We start from the raw sequence: 23,739 nt of genomic DNA on the forward strand, positions 1-23,739 counted from the left end.
TTTCACCACAACGCAATAGTCTACCTGTAGGCTGCCGCCTTGAGCTCATAGTGCTCTGGGATGGCCGGGAAGATTCATCCCCTGCCGCATGGGGATTATTGAGGAGCTCGCATGACCAAACAAAACGCCTTTACTCGGGAAGACCTGCTGCGCTGCAGTCGCGGTGAGCTGTTCGGCCCAGGTAACGCGCAACTGCCCGCCCCGAACATGTTGATGGTCGATCGCATCACGCATATCAGCGAGGAAGGCGGAAAGTTCGGCAAAGGTGAATTGGTCGCCGAGCTGGATATCACCCCAGACCTGTGGTTCTTCGCCTGCCACTTCGAGGGTGATCCGGTGATGCCGGGCTGCCTGGGCCTCGATGCCATGTGGCAGTTGGTCGGTTTCTTCCTCGGCTGGCAGGGTCTGCCGGGCCGCGGTCGCGCCCTGGGTTCGGGCGAAGTGAAATTCTTCGGTCAGGTGCTGCCTACCGCCAAGAAAGTCACCTACAACATTCATATCAAGCGCGTCCTGAAGGGCAAGCTGAACATGGCCATCGCCGATGGCTCGGTCAGCGTCGACGGCCGCGAGATCTACACCGCCGAAGCCCTGCGGGTCGGCGTGTTCACCTCCACTGACAATTTCTAAGGGTTATTCGCATGCGCCGCGTCGTTATCACTGGTCTGGGCATCGTATCGTGCCTGGGCAATGACAAAGAGACCGTCACCGAAAACCTGCGCAAGAGCCGTCCGGGCATTCGCTACAACCCGGAATATAAGGAAATGGGGCTGCGTAGCCAGGTTTCCGGTTCCATCGACCTCAACCTCGAAGAACTGATCGACCGCAAGGTGTTCCGCTTCGTCGGCCACGCGGCTGCCTACGCCTACCTGGCGATGCAGGACGCGATCAAGGACTCGGGCCTGACCGAAGAGCAGGTTTCCAACCCACGCACCGGCCTGGTAGCAGGCTCCGGCGGCGCATCGACCCTGAACCAGATGGAAGCGCTGGATACCCTGCGCGAGAAGGGCGTCAAGCGCGTCGGTCCATACCGTGTCACCCGGACCATGGGCAGCACTGTATCGGCGTGCCTGGCAACGCCGTTCAAGATCAAGGGCATCAACTACTCGATCTCCTCGGCTTGCGCCACCAGCGCCCACTGCATCGGTACCGCACTGGAGCAGATCCAGTGGGGCAAGCAGGACATCGTCTTCGCCGGCGGCGGTGAAGAAGAGCACTGGAGTCAATCGTTCCTGTTCGACGCCATGGGCGCGCTTTCCACCAAGCGCAACGACACCCCTGAGCTGGCCTCGCGCGCCTACGACGCTGACCGTGACGGTTTCGTTATCGCCGGCGGCGGCGGCATGGTGGTGGTCGAAGAGCTGGAACACGCCCTGGCCCGTGGCGCCAAGATCTACGCCGAAATCGTCGGCTACGGCGCAACTTCCGATGGTTACGACATGGTCGCCCCGAGCGGTGAAGGCGCCATCCGCTGCATGCAGCAGGCACTGTCCACCGTCGACACACCGATCGACTACCTGAACACCCACGGCACCTCGACTCCGGTTGGTGACGTCGCGGAAATGAAAGGTGTGCGTGAAGTATTCGGCGACAAAGCGCCGAAGATCAGCTCGACCAAGAGCCTGTCCGGTCACTCGCTGGGCGCCGCTGGCGTGCACGAGGCGATCTACTGCCTGCTGATGATGGAAAACAACTTCATCGCCGGCTCCGCCAACATCGATGAGCTGGACCCAGAGGTCGCTGACCTGCCGATCCAGCGCGAAACCATCGAGAACGCCAAGATCGATACGGTCATGAGCAACAGCTTCGGCTTCGGTGGCACCAATGCCACCCTGGTACTGAAGCGTTGGGAAGGCAAGTAAGACCTTAGCGCTCAAGCGAAAACGCCCCGACTGGTTCGGGGCGTTTTTGTTTGTGGCGGTGTTGGGCTGTGCCGACGCTATCGCGGGGCAAGCCCGCTCCCACGTGAAGTACGCGCATGGCGTAGATGTACGCGCATGGCGTGGAAGTACGCGCATTGAGTGGAAGTACGCGCATGGCGTGGATCTACTCGCATTACGTGGCTGTACGCGCATGGCGTGGATCTAGGCGCATTGCGTGGATGTACGCGCATTACGTGGGAGCGGGCTTGCCCCGCGATAGGGCCGGTACAGCCAGCTCAATGCCCCTTGGGCAACACCGCCAGAAAATTCTCCCTCGCCACCTTCTGCGCGACCTGCTCTGGCAATGCATCCAGGAACGGATCAAAGCCATGCAACTGCTCGCCCAAGCTACCAAACCGCCCCACCACATCCGAGCCGAGCATGAACCGATCAGGATAGCGCTCGACCAACGCCAACCAAGCCTGGCGCGGCCTGCCCTGCTCATCAAGCAAGTACGGCTCAAGCACGCTCCACGACAGATCAATGTACAAGTTGGGGTAATCCTTGAGCATTCGGGTCAGCACTGGCAAGAGAAAGTCCATCTGCGTCTGGTGCCGATGAATCTCCATGCTGGTGCCGGCATGCGCCCAGATGAAGCGGGTGTGCGGATGGTTGCGCAGCGGCTCCTCGATCTCGGCCAGGTACAGCGGGTTGCGCTCGCGCTTGGAGGTGATGTTGGAGTGAATCAGTACGGGTAGATCGCGCTCGGCCGCCAGGTGATAGATGCGCGTCATCGCCTCGTTGTTAGCCCTGGGCGTGTCGCCGCTGGTCAGGGCAGTAAGGTCATCGTGGCGGGTGAACACCTCGCCAATGCCTTGCCACAGCCCCGGATACAGCTCAAGCATGCGCTCGATATGGCTGACAGCATTCTTGTCCACCGGATTGAAGCCGGTCAGAAACGGATGAAAGCGTTTGCGCTGCTGCGGCGTTAACTTTTCAAGAGCAGCCGCCACATAGATATCAGTGGCGCTGTACCAATATGCATCGGCGTCGTCACCCGCGTAATAGCGTGGGCGCTTGGGTTCGTCTTCATGCCATTTCTTGGCCACCGAAACCCCGGAAATCATCGACTGGTCGATCCCTGCCTGGTCCATCGCCTTGAGCAAGGCCGGCATGCCTTCGGTTTCCTGGAAGAAGTCGACGTAGTGCAGGTGGGCATCGCTGTAGCGGTACTCGCGGGCCTGGGCCAGCTGGCACAGCAGGCCCGAAACCAGCACGGCAGCCAGTGTTCTGGCGATCATGGCAGCATCCTTATCCTGATTCGAACAGAGTAGACCCGCGCGCGCTCGCCGCGGTTCAGCAATCGACCACAACCCGTTATGCTGGTGGGCACTTACCGCGCCGCCTGGAGCCGAACATGAGCAGCCCGTTGATCATCCGTCCGCGCGCCGAATCGGTCGAGGGCCAGCCGATCCTGCGCCCACTGCCTTCGGCGCAGTGCCGCAGCGTCGGCCCGTTCGTATTCTTCGACCATATGCTGGAGACCGATTATGCGCCTGGCAGCGGCATGGATATCCGCCAGCATCCGCATATTGGCCTGTCGACCCTGACCTACTTGTTCGAGGGCGAAATCCTGCACAAGGACAGCCTGGGCTCGGATCAGCGGGTACTGCCTGGCGATGTCAGCTGGATGACGGCCGGGCGCGGCGTCGCCCATGTCGAGCGCACTCCCGCGGAGGGTTTTGCCAAGGGCTCGCGCCTGCATGGGCTGCAGGTATGGCTGGCCTCGCCACGTGAACATGAGCAGGGCCTGGCGAGCTACAGTCATCACCCGGCGGCGAGCCTGCCGGTCAGTGAAACGCTGGGCGTGCGCATCTGCTTGATTGCCGGCAACGGCTTTTGCCTGGAATCTCCGGTGCCAGTGCTCTCCCCTACCCTGTACGCCCATGTGCGCATGCAACCTGCGACAACCCTGCTGGTGCCGAATGAACATGCCCAGCGGGCGCTGTACCTGCTCGATGGCGAGTTGCAGCTCAATGGGCAGGAGGTCGAGCCGTGCAGCCTGCTGGTGTTGCCGGAGGGTGAAGAGGTGACGCTGTATGCCGAGGGCGAATGCCAGTTGGTGCTGATCGGTGGCGCGCCGCTGGATGGTCCGCGGCGGATGAACTGGAATTTTGTCGCGAGTGATCCGGCACTGATCGAACAGGCCCGAGTGCGCTGGGCTGCTGGGGATTGGCCGGTGGTGCCTGGGGAAATCGAGCGGATCGAATTACCGCGCTAGTTGGGGCCGCTGCGCGGCCCTTCGCGGGCAAGCCCGCTCCCACAGGGATAGCGGCGCTGCGCCGGTCAGGGGTGAGCTAAGTTAGATCCGCAAAGAGCTTTATTAAAAGCGTTGGGGCTGTTTTCCACTCCTTGCGGCGGTTCGGCGGCCCGGCAAGCCCGCACCAAACAGGGCGTCTGGTCTAGCTCACCACTGACCCCCACAGCGCCGCAATCCCTGTGGGAGCGGGCTTGCCCGCGAAGGGCCGCTGTGCGGCCCCGGCACACTCAACCTCTGAACACTTCTGTCAGCAGGTTGTGCATCGCCTTGAACGCCCGCTCTGAAGTCTTGCGGTCGTACTGCATCTTGCCCGGCACATTGGCATTCGGATCAGTGAACGAATGCACCGCCCCGCCATAGCTGAGCAATTGCCAATCGACCTTGGCGGCATTCATTTCTTCCTCGAACGCCGGCAACTGCTCACGCGGCACCAAGGGGTCCGAGGCACCATGCAGCACCAGTACCGAGCCTTTGATGCGCTTGGCGTCCTCTGGGTTCGGCGTATCCAGGGTGCCGTGGAACGACACGGCAGCCTTGAGATCCGCCCCGGTACGCGCCAACTCCAGCGCACAGCAACCGCCAAAGCAGAACCCGAAGGTTGCCACCTTACCCGGCTCCAGCAGCGCCTTGGACTGCCCCAGCAGTTGATCCAACGCCTCTTTCATGCGCTTGCGCAGCTCGGCGCGATCATTCTTCAGCGGCATCATCGCGTTGCCTGCCTCATCGGCATTGGCCGGGCGCACCGACTGGCCATACAGGTCAGCGATCAATACCACATAACCTTTCTCGGCAACTTCCTTGGCAATACGCTCGGCACCTTCACCGATGCCCATCCAGTTCGGCGCCATCACCAGACCTGGTCGCCCCAGCGCACCGGGCTCATACACCAAGCGGCTCTCATAGGTCTTGCCGGACAGGTGATAGACCAGCGATTCGACGATTACCTTGCTCATCAAACTCCTCCTTGCACCATGAAAAAAGCCCGCCGAAGCGGGCTTTCCTAGCAACTAACTCAAGCAGACAGCTCGACCAGCAGCTTGTTCAAGCGACGAACGTAGGCCGCTGGGTCCTTCAGGCTGTCGCCAGCCGCCAGCGCGGCCTGATCGAACAGGATGTGCGAAAGTTCGGCGAAGCGGTCTTCGCTCTGCTCGTTGTCGAGCTTGTCGATCAGCGGATGAGCCGGGTTGAATTCGAAGATCGGCTTGGAGTCCGGCACCTTCTGCCCACTGGCTTCGAGGATCTGGCGCATCTGCAGACCCAGGTCCTGCTCGCCAATGGCGAGGATCGCCGGCGAATCGGTCAGGCGGTGCGAGACACGCACCTCGGCGACGCTGTCACCCAGGGCCGTCTTCAGACGCTCGACCAAGCCTTCCTTGTTTTTAGCGACTTCCTCCTGGGCCTTCTTGTCTTCTTCCGAATCCAGCTGGCCCAGGTCCAGGTCACCGCGAGCGACGTCGACGAAGCTCTTGCCGTCGAAATCGCTCAGGTAGCTCATCAGCCACTCATCGATACGGTCGGTCAGCAGCAGCACTTCGATGCCTTTCTTGCGGAAGACTTCCAGGTGCGGGCTGTTCTTGACCTGCGCGTAGGTTTCGCCGGTGAGGTAGTAGATCTTGTCCTGACCTTCCTTGGCACGCGCCAGGTAGTCAGCCAGCGACACGCTTTGCTCGCCGCTGTCGTCATGGGTCGAAGCGAAACGCAGCAGACCGGCGATCTTCTCTTTGTTGGCGAAGTCTTCAGCCGGGCCTTCTTTGAGCACCTGGCCAAAGTTCTTCCAGAAGCCCTTGTACTGCTCAGGCTCGTTCTTGGCCAGTTTCTCCAGCATGTCCAGCACGCGCTTGGTCAGGGCCGTTTTCATCGAGTCGATGATCGGGTCCTTCTGCAGGATTTCACGCGAGACGTTCAGCGACAGGTCGTTGGAGTCGACCACACCCTTGATGAAGCGCAGGTACAGCGGCAGGAACGACTCGGCCTGGTCCATGATGAATACGCGCTGTACGTACAGCTTCAGGCCGCGTGGCGCTTCGCGCTGGTACAGGTCGAACGGCGCGCGGGCCGGGACGTACAGCAGCGAGTTGTATTCAAGCTTGCCTTCGACCTTATTGTGGCTCCAGGCCAGCGGGTTCTCGAAGTCATGGCCGATGTGCTTGTAGAACTCCTGGTACTCCTCGTCCTTGACCTCGGTCCGCGGACGGGTCCACAGGGCGCTGGCGCGGTTGACGGTTTCCCACTCTTGCGTAGGTTGCTCTTCGCCTTCAGCGGCTGCGGCTTGCTCTTTGGGCAGCTCGATCGGCAAGGCAATGTGGTCGGAGTACTTCTTGACCACGTTGCGCAGACGCCAGCCATCGGCGAACTCTTCCTCACCCTTTTTCAGGTGCAGGACGATACGGGTGCCACGCTGTGGCTTGTCGATGGTGGCGACTTCGAACTCCCCCTCGCCCTTGGACGACCAGTGCACGCCCTCGGCAGCTGGCAGACCGGCGCGGCGGCTGTAGACGTCGACTTTGTCGGCGACGATGAACGCCGAATAGAAGCCCACGCCGAATTGGCCGATCAGGTGCGAATCTTTCTTCTGGTCGCCACTGAGGTTCTTCATGAAGTCGGCGGTGCCAGACTTGGCGATGGTGCCCAGGTGGGCGATGACGTCTTCACGGCTCATGCCGATACCGTTGTCCTCAAGGGTCACGGTGTTGGCGTCTTTATCGAAGCTGACGCGGATCTTCAGGTCGGCGTCGCCTTCGAGCAGCTCAGGCTTGGCCAAGGCCTCGAAACGCAGCTTGTCAGCGGCGTCGGAGGCGTTGGAAATCAGCTCGCGCAGGAAGATTTCCTTGTTCGAGTACAGCGAGTGGATCATGAGGTGCAGCAGTTGCTTTACCTCGGTCTGGAAGCCCAGGGTTTCTTTTTGTGTCTCCACACTCATGGTCTTCAAAACTCCGATCTGATGGCAGTTGTCGCCCGGCGGCCCGATTGGCCAGCTTTTACGGCGGGATGACAAGCAGATGGGGGCTGGCCTGACTATTTCAAGGGCTTTTCTGGTTCGATCTTGAAATGCGCACGGGCGGTGGCGATCGGCGTGTCCCGATCCGCCTGCCAGGCGGTGATGGCGACGTTGGTCACCCGCCTGCCCTGGCGCCACAGCTGGCAGTGGGCAAAGGTGTCGCGCAGGTGGCCGGCGCGCAGGTAATCGATGGAAAAATCGATGATCTTGGGAATGCTCACGCTTTCGCTGTAGATCAGCAGGTACAGCGCGGCGCTGAGCTCCATGAAGCCTGCGATCACCCCGCCATGAATCGCCGGCAACAGCGGATTGCCAACGTTGTCCGGGTTGGCCGGCAGGCGGAACAGCAGCTCGTCGCCGCGACGTTCGCACTCGATGCCAATCAGGCCTGCATAAGGGATCAATGCCAGCAGCGGCCGGTAGTCGCCCGCCGCGTGCGCTTCGTTAAGGCGCTGGCGAACATCGCGGGGGATCATACGCCCTGCTCCTTGTTCAAGCTGTTTCCAAAGCGGATGCCCCCTTTGACCTCCTGGCCCAGGCGCATGAAGGTGCCGACCACCTGGCAGATGGGTTGCTCGGGGTCATCCTGATAGGCCGTGCCGCGGGTGAAGATCACATCACGGGTCACCCGATAGCAGTATGCGTGACCGTGGATAGCCTTGCCGGGCTCGGCCGGGTGCATGTAATCGATGCGCAAATCCAGGGTCGGGCACACCTCGAACTGCTCCAGCGCGCAGAGCGTGGCCATGCCGCAGGTGGTGTCCATCAGCGTGGTCAGCGCACCGCCATGCACGGCGCCGGACTGGGGGTTGCCGACAATCATTGGCGACCAGGGCATTACCAGGGTCATGCCACTGGCGTCAGCGTGATGCACGCGCATCTGCAAAACCTGACAATGTTTCAATGCTGAGAGAAAGCGCTCAGCCATGGCTATCAAGGGCGTGTCGCTCATCGGGCGATTTCCTTGTACTGATTGGTCAGCGGCACAAAATCAGTGAAAAGTCTATGTAGAACGGGGCGTTATATATCTGTAATCTTCGCGGAACTTATTCCGCTTACTTGAGCTCGAAGGAACAAGTAAGTTATTCCACCAAGGAGAGACACCCCCATGCGTAAACCTTTTGCTTTTGCTCTGATGCTGGCCGCTGCCATGGGTCTGGCCGCTTGCGACAAGGCAAGTGAAGACAAAGCCCAGGACGCACAGCAACACGCTGAGCAAGCCCAGGAAAAAGCGGGCGAAGCTCAGGATAAAATGAACGAGGCTGCCAAGGAAAACGCCGAAGCCGCCAAAGATCAGGCCGAAGCGCAGCAAAAAGCTGCTGAAGAAGCCGCTGAAGAAACCGCACCTGCTACCCCGGCTCCAACCGAGCCAGCTAAGCAGTAATCGGTTTAAACAAAAAAACCCGACATTGTCGGGTTTTTTTGTGCCTGAAGTTTAAGGGTTAATCGTTTCAGTCGATGCGATGGAACTTTCTTTAGCCGCGTCGATCGGTGCACTTTCGGTGGGTGTGAACACCATCACATCCAACACATCCGAATGGAACTCGCGGCGATAAAGAATCAGCACTACGCCGATTGTAGTGGCCATGAATATCCAGGGGCTAATGAACCAGGTGAGCATGGCCATGCCGAAGTAATAAGAGCGCAAGCCCAAGTTGAACTGGTTGGCCGCCAGCGACAACACCCGCGCCGCGCGCGAGGCAAACGCCTTGCGCTCCAGTTCATTGACCAGGCGTTCGCCGATCATCGGCGCCGAACCGACCAGCACGGCGGCAAAGTTGTATTGGCGCATGCACCAGCTGAAGGTGAAGAAGGCATAGACGAACACCGCCGCCAGGCTCAACAGCTTGATCTCCGAGACGCCCTGCGACGCCTCCTGCACTAAGGGCAGGTCGGCCAGCAGCGACAAGGCCCGATCCGAGGCGCCAAGCACGGTGAGGATACCGGCCAGGATGATCAGGGTACTGGAGGCGAAGAACGAGGCGTTGCGCTCCAGGTTACCGATTACGCTGGCATCGGCGATGCGGTTGTCGCGCAGGAGCATGCGGCGCATCCAGTCCTCGCGGTACAAGTGCAGGACGCTGGCCAGGCAAGCGGTGTCGCGGCCCTTCCAGATGGCGTAGCGGGTGTAGCCACCCCAGCACAGGGCGAACCAGCAGACCGCCAACAGATTGCTCAAATTGCTTTGGATGAAGCTCATGCAGGGTTCTCGACCGTTCAGGTGCAAAGAAGGATGTTGACCGGTTTTCGACGTTTGGATTCGGTAAAAGGCACGTACTTGAGAGAATAATCTGCTTTGCTCGTGCGGGCCTTATCGCGGGGCAAGCCCGCTCCCACGCACGACGTCTGCGCAGATGCCTGAGTGGGGACCGACCAGAAAAAAACCCCGCATCCTGACGGATACGGGGTTTTTGGTCTCAACCATTTGCAGGTGCCCTTCGGCTTGTGGCCGGCGCCTGCCTCCTGGTCTCAATCCATCAGGCCATGGCCTCGCGCGGCTTGCCGAGCATGCGGTCGCAGACCACGGCCCCAGCCAGGGTGATGACCGAAGGCACCAGCCAGGCCATGCCTTCATTGCTGAACGGCAGGTGAGCCATGAAGTCTGGCAGCACGTGAGCCAGGCTGCTGCCCTTGATCGCATCGACTACGCCAAATACCAGCGAGACCAACATCACCGGCGCCAGAATGCGCGTCGGCGAGTTCCACAGGTCTTTGACGAAGCTCAAGCCCACCACCACGATGCATGGCGGGTAGATGGCGGTCAGCACCGGAATCGAGAACATGATCAGCTTGGTCAGGCCCAGGTTGGAGATCAGCAGCGAGAAGCCTGCCAGGATCACCACCAAGGCGCGATACGACAGCGGCAGGATCTGGCTGAAGTACTCGGCGCAGGCGCAGGTCAGGCCTACCGCAGTTACCAGGCAGGCCAGCGCGATCAACACCGCCAGGAAGCCACTGCCCAGCGATCCGAAGGTGTGCTGCACATAGGCATGCAATACCGCTGCGCCGTTAGTGGCATCCGCCGCAATGTCGTGGCTACCGGCACCCAGGCGGAACAGGCTGATGTACACCAGGGCCAGGCCGACACCGGCAATCAGGCCGGCAATGATGGCATAGCGGGTAATCAGCTGCGGCGACTCGACACCGCGCGAGCGGATGGCATTGACGATGACGATACCGAACACCAGGGCGCCCAGGGTATCCATGGTCAGGTAGCCATCGGAGAAGCCCTTGGAGAAGGCTGCGGCAGCATAGGCCGGTTGCGCTTCGCCAATGGTCCCCGCTGGCAGCGCGAAGGCAGCGATGCCCAGCACAGCCAGGGCAATGATCTTCAGCGGCGCCAAGAAGCGGCCAACGGTATCGAGCAGCTTGCCCGGATACATCGACACCGCCAGCACCACCAGGAAGTACACCAGGCTGTAGATGAACAAGGCCAACGGGCTTTCACCGGTCAGCGGCGCCACGCCTACCTCGAACGACACCGTAGCGGTACGCGGGGTGGCGAACAGCGGACCTACCGACAGGTAGCAGACAGCTGCCAGCAGGCCGCCGAAGAACTTGCCGATCGGGCTGCTCAACGCATCCATGCCGCCACCGACCTTGGCCAGGGCAACCACGGTGATGACCGGCAGGCCGACTGCGGTGACCAAAAAGCCTAGGGCTGCCATCCACACGTGCGGACCGGACTGCAGGCCGACGATAGGCGGGAAGATGATATTGCCGGCGCCTACGAAAAGCGCAAACGTCATAAAGCCAAGTGCCAGGATATCCTGGCCTTTTAACACTTTCATTTAGGGTCGTACCACACTGCTGAAATCGGGATTCGAGAGGGATTTCCCTATGGGTGAGGGAAATGCTGCCCGGCTTGATAGGCCAGACCCGTTTAGCGTGTCGTTCCCTTTTGGGGCACGGGCACAGAGTGAGCGCGTAGGTTAAACGTTTTGCCTGGAAAACGCACTGTAACAGTGCTGCTTGTCCGATGTGCGTATGTGTTTGTCGTCTGCGCGACCGAGGACGCGGGCTATTATCGCAGGACTGGGAACGGCGTAAGCTTAAAATTCTATTGAAGCGATCGATTTTCTGTGGGCTGATCCGGCCTCTTCGCGGGCAAGCCCGCTCCCACAGGGACTTCATGTGCGCTGTGGGAGCGGGCTTGCCCGCCAAGAGACCGGATCAGCCCACAGCAATCTTGCCCCCAGAAACGACAAAGGCCACCCGAAGGTGGCCTCTGTGCGCGTGGGGGGTACTACGTGTTACTTACTTCTTGGCTTCCCAGCCAGTCAGCTCGGCCAGGGCCTTGCCGATGTCTGCCAGGGAACGCACGGTTTTCACGCCAGCGTCTTGCAGGGCAGCGAACTTCTCGTCTGCAGTACCCTTGCCGCCGGAGATGATCGCGCCAGCGTGGCCCATGCGCTTACCAGCAGGTGCGGTAACACCAGCGATGTAAGACACGACAGGCTTGGTGACGTTGGCCTTGATGTAGGCAGCCGCTTCTTCTTCAGCCGAACCGCCGATCTCACCGATCATGACGATCGCTTCGGTCTTCGGGTCTTCCTGGAACAGCTTCAGGATGTCGATGAAGTTGGAGCCTGGGATCGGGTCACCGCCGATGCCGACGCAGGTCGACTGGCCGAAGCCGGCGTCGGTGGTCTGCTTGACGGCTTCATAGGTCAGGGTGCCGGAACGCGAAACGATACCGACCTTGCCTGGCAAGTGGATGTGACCTGGCATGATGCCGATCTTGCACTCGCCCGGAGTGATAACGCCTGGGCAGTTAGGGCCGATCAGGGTAACACCCAGCTCGTCGCACTTGACCTTGGCATCGAGCATGTCCAGGGTAGGAATGCCTTCGGTGATGCAGACGATCAGCTTGATGCCGCCGAAGGCCGCTTCCAGGATCGAGTCTTTGCAGAAAGGCGCCGGAACGTAGATCACCGACGCGTCAGCGCCGGTAGCTTCTACAGCTTCTTTCACAGTGTTGAACACTGGCAGGCCCAGGTGAGTGGTGCCGCCTTTGCCTGGGGTCACGCCGCCAACCATCTTGGTGCCGTAGGCGATGGCTTGTTCGGAGTGGAAAGTACCCTGCGAGCCGGTGAAGCCCTGGCAGATGACTTTGGTGTCTTTATTGATCAGGACGCTCATTACTTGCCCTCCGCAGCTTTGACAACTTGTTGAGCAGCGTCGGTCAGGCTGGTTGCAGCAATGATGTTCAAACCGCTTTCTGCCAGTACTTTAGCGCCGAGTTCGGCATTGTTGCCTTCCAGACGGACGACAACCGGTACTTTGACGCCGACTTCTTTCACAGCGCCGATGATGCCTTCGGCAATCATGTCGCAGCGAACGATGCCGCCGAAGATGTTGACCAGTACGGCCGCGACATTGCTGTCGGACAGGATGATCTTGAAGGCTTCGGTCACGCGCTCTTTGGTAGCACCACCACCTACGTCGAGGAAGTTGGCTGGCTTGCCGCCGTGCAGGTTGACGATGTCCATGGTACCCATGGCCAGGCCGGCACCGTTGACCATGCAGCCAATGTTGCCTTCCAGGGCTACGTAGTTCAGTTCGAACTTGGCAGCGTGGGCTTCACGGGCGTCGTCTTGCGACGGGTCGTGGAAGGTTTTCAGCTTAGGCTGACGGTACATGGCGTTGGCGTCGATGTTGATCTTGGCATCGAGGCAGTGCAGATCGCCATCGGCCTTGATCACCAGCGGGTTCACTTCCAGCAGGGCCAGATCGTGATCCTTGAACAGCTTGGCCAGACCTACGAAGATCTTGGCGAACTGAGTGACTTGCTTGCCTTCCAGGCCCAGCTGGAAAGCCAGCTCGCGACCCTGGAACGGCTGAGCGCCGACCAGCGGATCGATGGTGGCCTTGAGGATCTTCTCAGGAGTGTCATGAGCGACTTTCTCGATGTCCACGCCACCTTCGGTGGAAGCCATGAACACTATACGACGGCTCGAACGGTCGACTACAGCGCCCAGGTACAGCTCTTTGGCGATGTCAGTGCAGGATTCGACCAGGATCTTGGAGACTGGTTGACCGTTGGCATCGGTCTGGTAAGTGACCAGATTCTTGCCCAACCATTGCGCAGCGAACGCCTTGGCGTCTTCTTTGCTGCGAACCAGCTTGACGCCGCCCGCTTTACCGCGACCGCCAGCGTGAACCTGAGCTTTTACAACCCACTCGGAACCGCCGATCTTTTCGCAGGCTTCTGCTGCAGCTTCAGGGGTGTCGACTGCGAAACCCTTGGAAACTGGCAGGCCGTATTCAGCGAACAGCTGCTTACCCTGATACTCGTGAAGATTCATGCTTTTTACCGTCTTCGTTAGGTACTGCGCTTCGGCGCTGCGCCAGTTACGGCGCCGCACCACCTGTGACCTTTAACCATTGGGTGGTCCCAAAGGCCCGGTCCGGCGGACGTTCCGCGGTGAGTCATGCACGCAAGACTCACGACGGGCAGCCCGCCGTGGTTTCTTATAATTAACGCTTCTTACGGTTGGCTACGTGAATGGCACCGCCATTCACTGCCAGCGCGGCTTCATGCAGCGCTTCGGACAGGGTCGGATGGCTGAACACCATCATGCCGATGTCTTCGGCGCTGGTGCCGAATTCCATCGCGATTGCGCCCTGCTGCACCAGTTCGGCAGCCGATGGGCCAATCACATGTACACCCAGAACGCGGTCGGTCTTGGCATCGGCGATGACCTTGACGAAACCACCGGTGTCGTTGGCCGCCATCGCACGGCCGCTGGCCGCGAACGGGAAGGTGCCCACGTTAACCTCAACGCCTTCAGCCTTCAAGGCCTGCTCGGTCTTGCCGACCCACGCGATTTCCGGGTGGGTGTAGATAACCGATGGGATCAGGTCGTAGTTCATCTGGGCTTTGTGGCCCTTGATGCGCTCGACGACCATGATGCCCTCTTCCGAGGCCTTGTGCGCCAGCATCATGCCGCGTACCACGTCACCGATGGCGTAGACGCCCGGAACGCTGGTAGCGCAGTAGTCATCGACGAAGATGTAGCCACGTTCGTCGATGTTGACGCCGCTGTCAGCCGCCAGCAGCTCGGTGGTCACAGGGCGACGGCCGACCGCAACGATCAGCTTGTCGAAGGTGATCTTCTGCTCGCCGTTGGCATCGGTGTAGGTCACTTCGACTTCGTTGCCGTTGACCTGCGAGCCGGTCACGCGAGCGCCCAGCTTGATGTCCAGCCCTTGCTTGGTCAGGGTTTTCTGGGCTTCCTTGGCAACCGCGGTGTCTGCGGCCATCAGGAAGGTGTCCAGTGCTTCGAGAACGGTGACCTGGGCACCCAGGCGCGACCATACCGAACCCAGTTCCAGACCGATCACGCCAGCGCCGATGACGCCCAGACGCTTAGGCACTTCCTGGAATTCCAGGGCGCCGGTGGAGTCGACGATGACCTTCTGGTCGACCGGAGCCGGCGGAATGTCGATCGGGCGCGAGCCGGAAGCGAGAATGACGTTCTCGGCTTCGATGACTTCGGTGCTGCCGTCAGGCTTGGTGACTTCGACTTTCTTGCCAGCCAGCAGTTTGCCGTGGCCTTGGATCGAAGTGACGCCGTTGGCCTTGAACAGGGTGGCAACGCCACCGGTCAGGTTCTTGACGATGCCAGCCTTGCGGCCAACCATCGCGGCCACGTCCATCTTCACTTCGCCAGTGGAGATACCGTGAACGTTGAAGCTCTCTTTGGCTTCCTTGTACTTCCAGGAGCTGTCCAGCAGAGCCTTGGAAGGAATGCAACCCACGTTCAAGCAGGTACCGCCCAGGGCCAGTTTGCCCTCGGCGTCGGTATATTTCTCGATGCAGGCGGTGCTCAGGCCGAGCTGAGCGGCCTTGATCGCGGCTACATAGCCGCCAGGGCCTGCACCAATCACTACCACGTCGAATTTCTGGGTCATAAAAGATTCCTTTTAAGCTTCAAGCGGCAAGCCTCAAGCGGCAAGTGGCGCACTCCCCCTGGAGCTTGCCACTTACCGCTTGCAGCTGCGTTTTAGATGTCCAGCAGCAGACGAGCCGGGTCTTCCAGCAGGTTCTTGATGGTCACCAGGAAGGTTACCGCTTCCTTACCGTCGATCAGGCGGTGATCGTAGGACAGCGCCAGGTACATCATCGGGCGAATGACCACTTGGCCATTGATCGCCATCGGACGCTGGATGATGTTGTGCATGCCCAGAATGGCCGCCTGCGGTGGGTTGACGATCGGGGTCGACATCATCGAGCCGAATGTACCACCGTTGGTGATGGTGAAGGTACCACCGGTCATTTCTTCGATGCCCAGCTTGCCGTCACGCGCCTTCTTGCCGAAGGTGGCGATGCCGTTCTCGATTTCCGCCAGGCTCATTTGCTCGGCGTTGCGCAGTACCGGTACCACCAGGCCACGGTCGCTGGAGACGGCGACGCCGACATCAGCAAAGCCGTGGTAGACGATGTCGTTGCCGTCGATCGAGGCGTTGACTGCTGGGAAGCGCTTGAGGGCTTCGGTGGCGGCCTTGACGAAGAACGACATGAAGCCCAGGCGGACGCCGTTGTGGGACTTCTCGAACAGGTCCTTGTACTTCGAACGCAGGGCCATGACTTCGGTCATGTCGACTTCGTTGAAGGTGGTCAGCATGGCCATGTTCGACTGGGCTTCGACCAGACGCTCGGCGATCTTGGCGCGCAGGCGGGTCATCGGCACGCGCTTCTCGGTGCGATCGCCAGCGGCGGTCACAACTGGGGCGGCGGCAGCGGCAGGCTTGGCAGCAGGTGCTGCGGCAGGTGCGGACTTCTTGTTGGCAACGGCTGCAACCACGTCTTCTTTAGTGACGCGACCGCCTTTGCCGGTGCCAGCGACCGACGCCAGGTCGATGCCGTTTTCTTCAGCCAGCTTGCGTGCGGCAGGCGCAGCAACTGGATCGTCTTCGCCAGCATCGGCAGCAGCGGCCGGAGCAGCGGCGCCGGCAGCCGGGGCGGCAGCAGGCGCAGCGGCAGCAGCGCCGCCTTCAACGATCGAGCCCAGGACTTCGTCGGACAGGACGGTGTCGCCCTCGCCCTTGACGATTGCGCCCAGCACGCCATCAGCGGTAGCCAGCACTTCCAGAACGACTTTGTCGGTCTCGATGTCGACGATCAGTTCGTCACGCTTGACGGCTTCGCCCGGCTGTTTGTGCCAGGTGGCAACGGTGCCATCGGCAACCGATTCCGGGAAGGTTGGGGCTTTGATCTCGATAGCCATTATCAGTGTTTCCTTAAATTCGGTTTCAGGTGCGCGAAAGCATTAAACAGTGAAGGCGTCTTGCAGCAGTTTCTCTTGCTGCTCGGCGTGCTTCGATGCGTAACCACAGGCTGGCGCGGCGGAAGCGTCGCGGCCGGCGTATTCCAGGACCAGTGCCTTGTTGTGGCGGCCCAGGATACGGCGCATGTGGTGCTGGCTGCTGTACCAGGCGCCCTGGTTCATCGGCTCTTCCTGGCACCACACTGCAGCCTTGAGGTTGCTGTACGGGGCAAGGATCTCCACCAGGTCGTCCTCAGGGAACGGATACAGCTGCTCGATACGCACGATGGCGATGTCTTCGCGGCCTTCGGCACGGCGTTTTTCCAGCAGATCGTAGTAGACCTTGCCGCTGCACAGAACGATGCGTTCGACCTTGGCCGGATCGAGCGTGTCGATTTCCGGGATCACGGTCTGGAACGAGCCTTCGGCCAGGTCTTCCAACGTCGAGATGGCCAACTTGTGGCGCAGCAGCGACTTCGGCGTCAGGACCACCAGCGGCTTACGCAGCGGACGGATCACCTGGCGACGCAGCAGGTGGTAGATCTGGGCTGGGGTGGTCGGTACGCAGACCTGGATGTTGTGCTCAGCGCACAGCTGCAGGTAACGCTCCAGACGCGCCGAGGAGTGCTCAGGACCCTGGCCTTCGTAGCCGTGCGGCAGCAGCATGGTCAGACCGCACAGACGGCCCCACTTGTGCTCGCCACTGGTGATGAACTGGTCGATCACCACTTGCGCACCGTTGGCGAAGTCGCCGAACTGGGCTTCCCAGATAACCAGCGCGTTTGGCGTGGTGGTCGAGTAGCCATATTCGAAGGCCAGTACCGCTTCTTCCGAGAGGAAGGAGTCGTACAGGTCAAAGCGCGGCTGGCCCGGGAACAGGTTCTGCAGCGGCACGTAAGTGCTGGCGTCCTTCTGGTTGTGCAGCACCGCGTGGCGGTGCGAGAAGGTGCCACGGCCGATGTCCTGGCCGGTCATGCGGATCGGGTGACCTTCGAACTGCAGGGTGGCGTAGGCCATGGTCTCTGCATAACCCCAGTTGATCGGCAAGCCACCGGCCTGCATCTTCTGGCGATCTTCGTAGATCTTCGCGACCTGACGCTGAACCACGAAGCCTTCCGGCAGCTCAAGCAGCTTGGCCGACAGGTCCTGCAGGGTCTTGAGGTCGAAGCGGGTGTCGTGACGCGCGGTCCAGGCGTGGCCCAGGTATGGACGCCAGTCGACGAACAGCTCGCGGTTCGGCTCCTTGACCAGGCTCTTGACCACATGCAGGCCGTTGTCCAGCGCGTTGCGGTACTCGTCGATCTTGGCCTGAGCGCGCTCGGCGTCGATGCGACCGGCCTGGATCAGCGCCTCGGCATACAGCTCACGGGTGGTGCGCTGCTTGCTGATCTGCTGATACATCAGCGGCTGGGTACCGTTTGGCTCGTCGGCCTCGTTATGGCCGCGACGACGGTAGCAGACCAGGTCGATGACCACGTCACGCTTGAACTGCATACGGTAATCGATGGCCAGCTGGGTCACGAACAGCACCGCTTCCGGATCGTCACCGTTGACGTGCAGGATCGGCGCCTGAATCATCTTGGCGACGTCGGTGGCGTACTCGGTGGAACGCGAGTCCAGCGGGTTGCTGATGGTGAAACCGACCTGGTTGTTGATCACGATGTGCACGGTACCGCCGGTCTTGAAACCGCGGGTCTGCGACATCTGGAAGGTTTCCATGACCACGCCTTGGCCGGCGAAGGCAGCGTCGCCGTGGATCGAGATCGGCAGCACCTTGTCGCCAACGGTGTCGTTGCGACGGTCCTGACGGGCGCGCACCGAACCCTCGACCACTGGCGATACGATTTCCAGGTGGGACGGGTTGAACGCCATGGCCAGGTGAACTTCGCCACCGGTGGTCATCACGTTCGAGGAGAAGCCCTGGTGATATTTCACGTCACCGGAGCCCAGCTCGTTCATCTTCTTGCCTTCGAACTCGTCGAACAGCTCGCGCGGGTTCTTGCCGAAGGTGTTGACCAGCACGTTCAGGCGGCCGCGGTGGGCCATGCCAATCACGACCTCCTTGGTGCCGTAGGAGCCGGAGCGCTGGATCATTTCGTCCAGCATCGGGATCAGGCTTTCGCCACCTTCAAGACCGAAGCGCTTGGTGCCTGGGTACTTGGTGCCCAGGTATTTTTCCAAGCCTTCGCCTGCGGTCACGCGCTCCAGCAGGTGCGTTTGCACATCGGCGGAAAATTCCGGACGCCCACGCACGCTTTCCAGACGCTGCTGGAACCAGCTGCGCTGCTCGGAATCGACGATGTGGGTGAACTCGGCGCCGATGGTGCGACAATATGTCTTCTGCAGCGCATCGAGGATTTCGCGTAGGCTCGCTTCCTCTTTGCCGATGAACAGGTCGCCGGCACGGAAGGTCGTATCAAGATCGGCATTGGTCAAGCCGTAGTGATTGATCGACAGGTCTACGGGCGCAGGACGCTGCCACAACCCCAAGGGGTCGAGCTTGGCAGCTTGATGGCCGCGCATACGATAGGCCTGGATCAGTCGCAGAACTTCAACCTGCTTCTTCTCGTGTTCACTGCTCACGCTCCCGGCGGAAACCGGTTGGGCGCGGCGCTGGTTCTTCGCCAGCAGTACGAAATGGTCGCGGATTGTCGAGTGCGATACATCGGTAGCGGTGCTGCCGTCGGCGGGCAACTTCTGGAAGTAGGTGCGCCACTCTTCTGGCACAGCGTTAGGGTCGTGCAGGTAGAGCTCGTAGAGCTCTTCCACATATGCAGCGTTACCACCTGAAAGGTGGGCGCTTTCCCACATGCGCTGCATCACGCTTTCTTGCATGCTTGGTCACCCTCGTTCGGGGACGGATCGGCAAGCGCCTCAGCACACATGAGAAAGCCCGAGAACAGCGACTAACCACGCCACCGAGGATCCTGCAGATTTTCCGGGTACCAGCCCGGAAAGCCCCTGCTGGTCTCATATCTTCATAGGTAATGAGCGCGGGCTTTGTGGGCCCTTGCTCGGGTTTCACCTCAGCGCGGGCTCACCACCCGCGCCTTGGTGTCTTGCACTTGCAACAGCTTTGAATCAGGTGCCGCTTTGCAGCAGCATGTTACGTACGTGACCGATTGCCTTGGTAGGGTTCAGACCTTTCGGGCAAACGTTTACGCAGTTCATGATCCCGCGGCAGCGGAATACGCTGAACGGGTCATCCAGGGACGCCAGGCGCTCCTGGGTTTTGGTGTCACGGCTATCGGCCAGGAAGCGATAAGCCTGCAGCAGAGCAGCTGGGCCGAGGAACTTGTCTGGGTTCCACCAGAACGACGGGCAGGAAGTCGAGCAGCAAGCGCACAGGATGCACTCGTACAGACCGTCCAGCTTGTCGCGGTCTTCCGGCGACTGCAGACGCTCGATGGCCGGAGCCGGGGTGTCGTTCTGCAGGAATGGCTTCACCTTCTCGTACTGCTTGTAGAAGATGCTCATATCGACCACCAGGTCACGAATGACCGGCAAGCCTGGCAGCGGACGCAGAATCAGCTTGTTGCCCTTGACCACGCCCGACAGCGGGGTGATGCAGGCCAGGCCGTTCTTGCCGTTCATGTTCATGCCATCGGACCCGCACACGCCTTCACGGCAGGAGCGACGGTACGAGAAACCCTCGTCCTTTTCCTTGATCAGTGCCAACACATCCAGCACCATCAGGTCTTTGCCGCCGGTATCGACGTCGAACGACTCCATTTTGGGCGCCGAGTCGGTGTCGGGGTTGTAACGATAAACTTCGACTTTCAACATAGCAGCCACCCTTAGTAAGTCCGGATTTTTGGCTCGAAGGCCGGAACGGTCTTCGGCGCAAAGTTGACGCCGCGCTTGGCAACGCGCTTCTCACCCGGGTAGTACAGGGTGTGGCACAGCCAGTTTTCGTCGTCACGGTCTTCGAAGTCTTCACGGGCGTGAGCGCCGCGCGACTCTTTACGGGCTTCGGCCGCGATGGCGGTAGCTTCGGCGACTTCCAGCAGGTTCTGCAGCTCCAGCGCTTCGATACGCGCGGTGTTGAAGGCCTGGGACTTGTCGTTGATCTTCACGTTGGCGATGCGGTCACGCAGGCCAGCCAACTGCTCGATACCCTTCTGCATGTATTCGCCAGTACGGAATACACCGAAGTAGTTCTGCATGCAGCTCTGCAGCTCGCGCTTGAGGCTGGCAACGTCTTCGCCAGTGGAGCGCTCGTTGAGCTTGTTCAGGCGATTCAGGGCAACTTCGATGTCGGTGTCGCTGGCGTCGAGATGCTCGATGCCGTCGCTCAGCGCCTTCTCCAGGTGCAGGCCGGCCGCACGGCCGAACACCACCAGGTCGAGCAGCGAGTTACCGCCCAGGCGGTTGGCACCGTGAACCGATACGCACGCCACTTCACCTACGGCGAACAGGCCAGGGATGATGTGATCCTTGCCTTCTTCGTCCATGGTGATGGCCTGGCCATGGATGTTGGTGGCAACGCCACCCATCATGTAGTGGCAGGTCGGGACAACCGGAACCGGAGCGACGACTGGGTCGACGTGAGCGAAGGTCTTGGACAGTTCGCAGATACCTGGCAGGCGGCTGTGCAGCACTTCCTCGCCCAGGTGGTCCAGCTTCAGCAGTACGTGGTCCTTGTTCGGGCCCACGCCGTTGCCGGCGATGATTTCCTTGACCATGGAGCGGGCGACAACGTCGCGGCCGGCCAGGTCTTTCGCGTTCGGCGCGTAACGCTCCATGAAGCGTTCGCCGTGGGCGTTGATCAGGTAACCACCTTCACCGCGGCAACCTTCGGTGACCAGTACACCGGCGCCGGCGATGCCGGTCGGGTGGAACTGCCACATCTCGATGTCCTGCACCGGTACACCGGCACGCAAGGCCATGCCGATACCGTCACCGGTATTGATCAGGGCATTGGTGGTGGAGGCGTAGATACGGCCCGCACCGCCAGTGGCCAGAACGGTGGCCTTGGACTTGATGTACATGGTTTCGCCGGTTTCGATGCAGATCGCGATCACACCGACAAAGGCGCCTTCCTGATTCTTCACCAGGTCAACGGCGTAGTACTCGTTGAGGAAGGTGGTACCGGCTTTCAGGTTGCCCTGGTACAGGGTGTGCAGCAGCGCGTGACCAGTACGGTCGGAAGCGGCACAGGTACGGGCGGCCTGGCCACCTTTACCGAAGTCCTTGGACTGACCACCGAACGGACGCTGGTAGATACGGCCGGTTTCGGTGCGCGAGAACGGCAGGCCCATGTGGTCCAGCTCGAAGACCGCAGCCGGGCCTTCCTGACACATGTATTCGATAGCGTCCTGGTCACCGATGTAGTCGGAACCCTTGACGGTATCGTACATGTGCCAGCGCCAGTCATCGTTGGGGTCGGCCGAAGCGATGGCGCAGGTGATGCCGCCCTGGGCGGATACAGTGTGCGAACGGGTCGGGAAGACCTTGGTCACGACGGCAGTCTTGTGACCGCCCTGGGCCAGCTGCAGCGCTGCGCGCATGCCGGCGCCGCCGCCACCGATGATGATGGCGTCGAAGGAAATGGTTGGAATGCTAGCCATGGATCAGATACCCCAGAGAATCTGCACACCCCAGACGAAGTACGCGAACATTGCAACGCCGCATACCGCCTGGAACAGGAAACGAATCGCAGTCGCCGACTTGCCGAACGCCATTGGCGTCAGGTAGTCAGTGGCGATGGTCCACATGCCGACCCAGGCGTGAGCGCCCAGGGCCACCAGGGCCAACAGACTGAAGATACGCATCGCGTTGTTGGAGAACAGGATGTGCCACTGGGCGTAATCAATGCCCGGGTGCACCACCAGGTAGCCGATCAGGAAGATGAAATAAGCCGCGAGAACGACCGCAGAAACGCGCTGCGCCATCCAGTCATAGAGGCCCGAACGCGACAGGTTCGTGACATTGGTTACCATACCCAAACTCCCGCCAGAACGATCACCACCACGGAGATGACAATCACGATTTTCGAGCCCAGTTTGCCGCCTTCCAGCGTCTCACCGATGCCCATGTCCATGATCAGGTGGCGCACGCCTGCCACCAGGTGATACAGCAGGGCGGATAGCAGGCCCCAGGTCACCAGCTTGGCCAGCGGGCTGGTCAGACACGCTTTCACCTCAGCGAAGCCTTCCTCGGATCCGAGCGACTTGCCCAATGCATAAAGCATGATGGCAATACCCACGAAGAGGATGACACCGGAGATACGGTGAAGAATGGACGTGTATGCGGTGACAGGGAGCTTGATGGTCCTTAGGTCTAGGTTTACAGGTCGTTGGCTTTTCACGGCTTTTTTCACACTGAAGAGCCCCTAGCTAACAGGGCAAAGTTGTTGGTAAGTGTACTGGTCAGGTACCCACCACCCAGAGAACGGCGACCCCCATCAGGTCGGGCTTGCAAGCCCCTGGCGGTCGGCTGCCGAGTATAGACAGTTAGGCTGCTTATGACAACGTGAGGGGCTAGCCCAAATAGCGCATTGCCTTTAGCGAGCAAAAGGCGTAAATGGGCGACAATTTCGTGAAAAATCAGGGCTTAGAGGGCATTTCAACCAGCCTTTAGGCAAATTGACATTCGAATTTATCCCTCTATAGTGGTGCGGGCCCTGCGTGGGGGGTCTGTCTGATGATTTCTAGCATTAATAGGAGGCCACATGGCTGACAAAAAAGCGCAGTTGGTCATCGAGGGCGCTGCCCCCGTCGAGCTGCCCATTTTAACCGGCACCGTTGGTCCCGATGTAATCGACGTCCGCGGGTTGGGGGCTACCGGTCACTTCACCTTCGACCCTGGTTTCATGGCGACTGCCTCGTGCGAGTCGAAGATCACCTATATCGACGGCGACAAGGGTGTCCTGCTGCACCGCGGCTACCCGATCGAACAACTCGCCGAGAAATCGGACTACCTCGAAACCTGCTACCTGCTGCTCAACGGCGAACTGCCGAACGCTGAGCAGAAGGCCCAGTTCGTCAGCACCGTGAAGAACCACACCATGGTCCACGAGCAGCTGAAGTCCTTCTTCAACGGTTTCCGCCGCGACGCTCACCCGATGGCGGTGATGTGCGGCGTGGTTGGCGCCCTTTCGGCGTTCTACCACGACTCCCTGGATATCAATAACCCGCAACACCGCGAAATCTCCGCGGTGCGCCTGGTCGCCAAGATGCCGACCCTGGCCGCGATGGTTTACAAGTACTCCATGGGCCAGCCGATGATGTACCCGCGCAACGACCTGTCGTACGCGGAGAACTTCCTGCACATGATGTTCAACACCCC

21 protein-coding genes are annotated in these 23,739 nt (G+C 60.4%); 5 read left to right on the plus strand and 16 right to left on the minus strand.

The genetic code is table 11. The features are described 5' to 3' along the window. The first annotated feature begins 111 nt into the window (after window positions 1-111). Both fabA and fabB read left to right on the plus strand, forming a co-directional pair. Window positions 112-627 (plus strand): 3-hydroxyacyl-[acyl-carrier-protein] dehydratase FabA, encoded by a 516-nt coding sequence (fabA, locus tag ACI2JX_RS24560; protein ID WP_101318173.1) that lies wholly within the window; start codon window positions 112-114, stop codon window positions 625-627. An 11-nt stretch (window positions 628-638) separates the two neighbouring features. After that, the gene (gene fabB, locus ACI2JX_RS24565) at window positions 639-1,859 is read left to right on the plus strand and encodes a beta-ketoacyl-ACP synthase I (protein ID WP_186555717.1); all 1,221 of its coding nucleotides are present in this window, start codon (window positions 639-641) and stop codon (window positions 1,857-1,859) included. A 296-nt stretch (window positions 1,860-2,155) separates the two neighbouring features. On the opposite strand, the gene ACI2JX_RS24570 is transcribed toward fabB, so the two are convergent. Continuing rightward, window positions 2,156-3,160: an amidohydrolase family protein gene (locus ACI2JX_RS24570; protein ID WP_264234959.1), complete on the minus strand. Its 1,005-nt coding sequence runs from the start codon at window positions 3,158-3,160 to the stop codon at window positions 2,156-2,158. Between the two features lie 116 nt (window positions 3,161-3,276). On the opposite strand from ACI2JX_RS24570, the gene ACI2JX_RS24575 reads away from it, so the two are divergent. Then, window positions 3,277-4,140, plus strand: a complete 864-nt coding sequence (locus ACI2JX_RS24575) for a pirin family protein (RefSeq protein WP_404691182.1) — start codon at window positions 3,277-3,279, stop codon at window positions 4,138-4,140. A 266-nt stretch (window positions 4,141-4,406) separates the two neighbouring features. On the opposite strand, the gene ACI2JX_RS24580 is transcribed toward ACI2JX_RS24575, so the two are convergent. From ACI2JX_RS24580 to ACI2JX_RS24595, 4 genes are all read right to left on the minus strand, one after another. Beyond that, the gene (locus ACI2JX_RS24580; protein WP_368971521.1) at window positions 4,407-5,132 is read right to left on the minus strand and encodes a dienelactone hydrolase family protein; all 726 of its coding nucleotides are present in this window, start codon (window positions 5,130-5,132) and stop codon (window positions 4,407-4,409) included. 59 nt (window positions 5,133-5,191) lie between these two features. Further along, on the minus strand, window positions 5,192-7,099 hold the full coding sequence (htpG, locus tag ACI2JX_RS24585; RefSeq protein WP_264234962.1) for a molecular chaperone HtpG: 1,908 nt from the start codon (window positions 7,097-7,099) through the stop codon (window positions 5,192-5,194). Between the two features lie 95 nt (window positions 7,100-7,194). Beyond that, window positions 7,195-7,653 (minus strand): PaaI family thioesterase, encoded by a 459-nt coding sequence (locus ACI2JX_RS24590; RefSeq protein WP_186555712.1) that lies wholly within the window; start codon window positions 7,651-7,653, stop codon window positions 7,195-7,197. Beyond that, on the minus strand, window positions 7,650-8,129 hold the full coding sequence (locus ACI2JX_RS24595) for a PaaI family thioesterase (RefSeq protein ID WP_404691183.1): 480 nt from the start codon (window positions 8,127-8,129) through the stop codon (window positions 7,650-7,652). Before ACI2JX_RS24595 ends, ACI2JX_RS24590 begins: the two co-directional genes overlap by 4 nt. A gap of 156 nt (window positions 8,130-8,285) precedes the next feature. Between ACI2JX_RS24595 and ACI2JX_RS24600 the strand changes: the two genes are divergently transcribed. Further along, window positions 8,286-8,561, plus strand: coding sequence for a hypothetical protein (locus ACI2JX_RS24600; protein ID WP_186555710.1), 276 nt, complete (start codon window positions 8,286-8,288; stop codon window positions 8,559-8,561). A 51-nt stretch (window positions 8,562-8,612) separates the two neighbouring features. On the opposite strand, the gene ACI2JX_RS24605 is transcribed toward ACI2JX_RS24600, so the two are convergent. The 11 genes from ACI2JX_RS24605 to sdhC all read right to left on the minus strand — a co-directional run bounded on the left by ACI2JX_RS24605 (window position 8,613) and on the right by sdhC (window position 22,771). Then, complete coding sequence (locus tag ACI2JX_RS24605) at window positions 8,613-9,377, minus strand: DUF599 domain-containing protein (RefSeq protein WP_404691184.1); 765 nt, start codon at window positions 9,375-9,377, stop codon at window positions 8,613-8,615. A 277-nt stretch (window positions 9,378-9,654) separates the two neighbouring features. Continuing rightward, window positions 9,655-10,968, minus strand: coding sequence for a branched-chain amino acid transport system II carrier protein (gene brnQ / locus ACI2JX_RS24610; protein WP_186555708.1), 1,314 nt, complete (start codon window positions 10,966-10,968; stop codon window positions 9,655-9,657). A 466-nt stretch (window positions 10,969-11,434) separates the two neighbouring features. Further along, on the minus strand, window positions 11,435-12,319 hold the full coding sequence (sucD, locus tag ACI2JX_RS24615; RefSeq protein ID WP_016393102.1) for a succinate--CoA ligase subunit alpha: 885 nt from the start codon (window positions 12,317-12,319) through the stop codon (window positions 11,435-11,437). After that, window positions 12,319-13,485 carry an ADP-forming succinate--CoA ligase subunit beta gene (gene sucC, locus ACI2JX_RS24620; RefSeq protein WP_186555707.1) on the minus strand — a complete coding sequence of 389 codons (1,167 nt, stop codon included), beginning with the start codon at window positions 13,483-13,485 and terminating at the stop codon, window positions 12,319-12,321. The genes sucD and sucC overlap by 1 nt, the downstream gene beginning before the upstream one ends. 172 nt (window positions 13,486-13,657) lie before the next feature. Beyond that, on the minus strand, window positions 13,658-15,094 hold the full coding sequence (gene lpdA / locus ACI2JX_RS24625; RefSeq protein ID WP_264234965.1) for a dihydrolipoyl dehydrogenase: 1,437 nt from the start codon (window positions 15,092-15,094) through the stop codon (window positions 13,658-13,660). A 92-nt stretch (window positions 15,095-15,186) separates the two neighbouring features. Beyond that, window positions 15,187-16,410 (minus strand): 2-oxoglutarate dehydrogenase complex dihydrolipoyllysine-residue succinyltransferase, encoded by a 1,224-nt coding sequence (odhB, locus tag ACI2JX_RS24630; protein ID WP_264234966.1) that lies wholly within the window; start codon window positions 16,408-16,410, stop codon window positions 15,187-15,189. 42 nt (window positions 16,411-16,452) lie between these two features. Continuing rightward, window positions 16,453-19,284, minus strand: coding sequence for a 2-oxoglutarate dehydrogenase E1 component (locus ACI2JX_RS24635; protein ID WP_186555704.1), 2,832 nt, complete (start codon window positions 19,282-19,284; stop codon window positions 16,453-16,455). Window positions 19,285-19,530: 246 nt separating this feature from the next. Then, window positions 19,531-20,235: a succinate dehydrogenase iron-sulfur subunit gene (locus ACI2JX_RS24640; protein WP_172231853.1), complete on the minus strand. Its 705-nt coding sequence runs from the start codon at window positions 20,233-20,235 to the stop codon at window positions 19,531-19,533. Between the two features lie 11 nt (window positions 20,236-20,246). Continuing rightward, window positions 20,247-22,019 carry a succinate dehydrogenase flavoprotein subunit gene (gene sdhA / locus ACI2JX_RS24645; protein ID WP_186555703.1) on the minus strand — a complete coding sequence of 591 codons (1,773 nt, stop codon included), beginning with the start codon at window positions 22,017-22,019 and terminating at the stop codon, window positions 20,247-20,249. 3 nt (window positions 22,020-22,022) lie between these two features. Next, window positions 22,023-22,391 carry a succinate dehydrogenase, hydrophobic membrane anchor protein gene (sdhD, locus tag ACI2JX_RS24650; protein WP_186555702.1) on the minus strand — a complete coding sequence of 123 codons (369 nt, stop codon included), beginning with the start codon at window positions 22,389-22,391 and terminating at the stop codon, window positions 22,023-22,025. Beyond that, window positions 22,385-22,771, minus strand: coding sequence for a succinate dehydrogenase, cytochrome b556 subunit (gene sdhC / locus ACI2JX_RS24655; protein ID WP_186555701.1), 387 nt, complete (start codon window positions 22,769-22,771; stop codon window positions 22,385-22,387). Before sdhC ends, sdhD begins: the two co-directional genes overlap by 7 nt. 351 nt (window positions 22,772-23,122) lie before the next feature. On the opposite strand from sdhC, the gene ACI2JX_RS24660 reads away from it, so the two are divergent. Beyond that, a partial coding sequence (locus ACI2JX_RS24660) for a citrate/2-methylcitrate synthase (RefSeq protein ID WP_404691185.1) occupies window positions 23,123-23,739 on the plus strand: 617 nt, incomplete at its 3' end.

The organism is Pseudomonas sp. NPDC088890, from assembly GCF_044900155.1.
Lineage (GTDB): Bacteria > Pseudomonadota > Gammaproteobacteria > Pseudomonadales > Pseudomonadaceae > Aquipseudomonas > Aquipseudomonas urmiensis.

What these genes read in the sequence shown, in the direction of transcription:
- ACI2JX_RS24570 (WP_264234959.1), bottom strand. Translation starts at nt 3,160, where the DNA reads ATGATCGCCAGAACACTGGCTGCCGTGCTGGTTTCGGGCCTGCTGTGC.
- ACI2JX_RS24575 (WP_404691182.1), top strand. Translation starts at nt 3,277, where the DNA reads ATGAGCAGCCCGTTGATCATCCGTCCGCGCGCCGAATCGGTCGAGGGC.
- htpG (WP_264234962.1), bottom strand. Translation starts at nt 7,099, where the DNA reads ATGAGTGTGGAGACACAAAAAGAAACCCTGGGCTTCCAGACCGAGGTA.
- sdhA (WP_186555703.1), bottom strand. Translation starts at nt 22,019, where the DNA reads ATGGCTAGCATTCCAACCATTTCCTTCGACGCCATCATCATCGGTGGC.
- sdhD (WP_186555702.1), bottom strand. Translation starts at nt 22,391, where the DNA reads ATGGTAACCAATGTCACGAACCTGTCGCGTTCGGGCCTCTATGACTGG.
- lpdA (WP_264234965.1), bottom strand. Translation starts at nt 15,094, where the DNA reads ATGACCCAGAAATTCGACGTGGTAGTGATTGGTGCAGGCCCTGGCGGC.
- ACI2JX_RS24590 (WP_186555712.1), bottom strand. Translation starts at nt 7,653, where the DNA reads ATGATCCCCCGCGATGTTCGCCAGCGCCTTAACGAAGCGCACGCGGCG.
- ACI2JX_RS24595 (WP_404691183.1), bottom strand. Translation starts at nt 8,129, where the DNA reads ATGAGCGACACGCCCTTGATAGCCATGGCTGAGCGCTTTCTCTCAGCA.
- fabA (WP_101318173.1), top strand. Translation starts at nt 112, where the DNA reads ATGACCAAACAAAACGCCTTTACTCGGGAAGACCTGCTGCGCTGCAGT.
- ACI2JX_RS24580 (WP_368971521.1), bottom strand. Translation starts at nt 5,132, where the DNA reads ATGAGCAAGGTAATCGTCGAATCGCTGGTCTATCACCTGTCCGGCAAG.
- fabB (WP_186555717.1), top strand. Translation starts at nt 639, where the DNA reads ATGCGCCGCGTCGTTATCACTGGTCTGGGCATCGTATCGTGCCTGGGC.
- ACI2JX_RS24635 (WP_186555704.1), bottom strand. Translation starts at nt 19,284, where the DNA reads ATGCAAGAAAGCGTGATGCAGCGCATGTGGGAAAGCGCCCACCTTTCA.
- ACI2JX_RS24640 (WP_172231853.1), bottom strand. Translation starts at nt 20,235, where the DNA reads ATGTTGAAAGTCGAAGTTTATCGTTACAACCCCGACACCGACTCGGCG.
- ACI2JX_RS24600 (WP_186555710.1), top strand. Translation starts at nt 8,286, where the DNA reads ATGCGTAAACCTTTTGCTTTTGCTCTGATGCTGGCCGCTGCCATGGGT.
- ACI2JX_RS24605 (WP_404691184.1), bottom strand. Translation starts at nt 9,377, where the DNA reads ATGAGCTTCATCCAAAGCAATTTGAGCAATCTGTTGGCGGTCTGCTGG.
- sucC (WP_186555707.1), bottom strand. Translation starts at nt 13,485, where the DNA reads ATGAATCTTCACGAGTATCAGGGTAAGCAGCTGTTCGCTGAATACGGC.
- sucD (WP_016393102.1), bottom strand. Translation starts at nt 12,319, where the DNA reads ATGAGCGTCCTGATCAATAAAGACACCAAAGTCATCTGCCAGGGCTTC.
- brnQ (WP_186555708.1), bottom strand. Translation starts at nt 10,968, where the DNA reads ATGAAAGTGTTAAAAGGCCAGGATATCCTGGCACTTGGCTTTATGACG.
- odhB (WP_264234966.1), bottom strand. Translation starts at nt 16,410, where the DNA reads ATGGCTATCGAGATCAAAGCCCCAACCTTCCCGGAATCGGTTGCCGAT.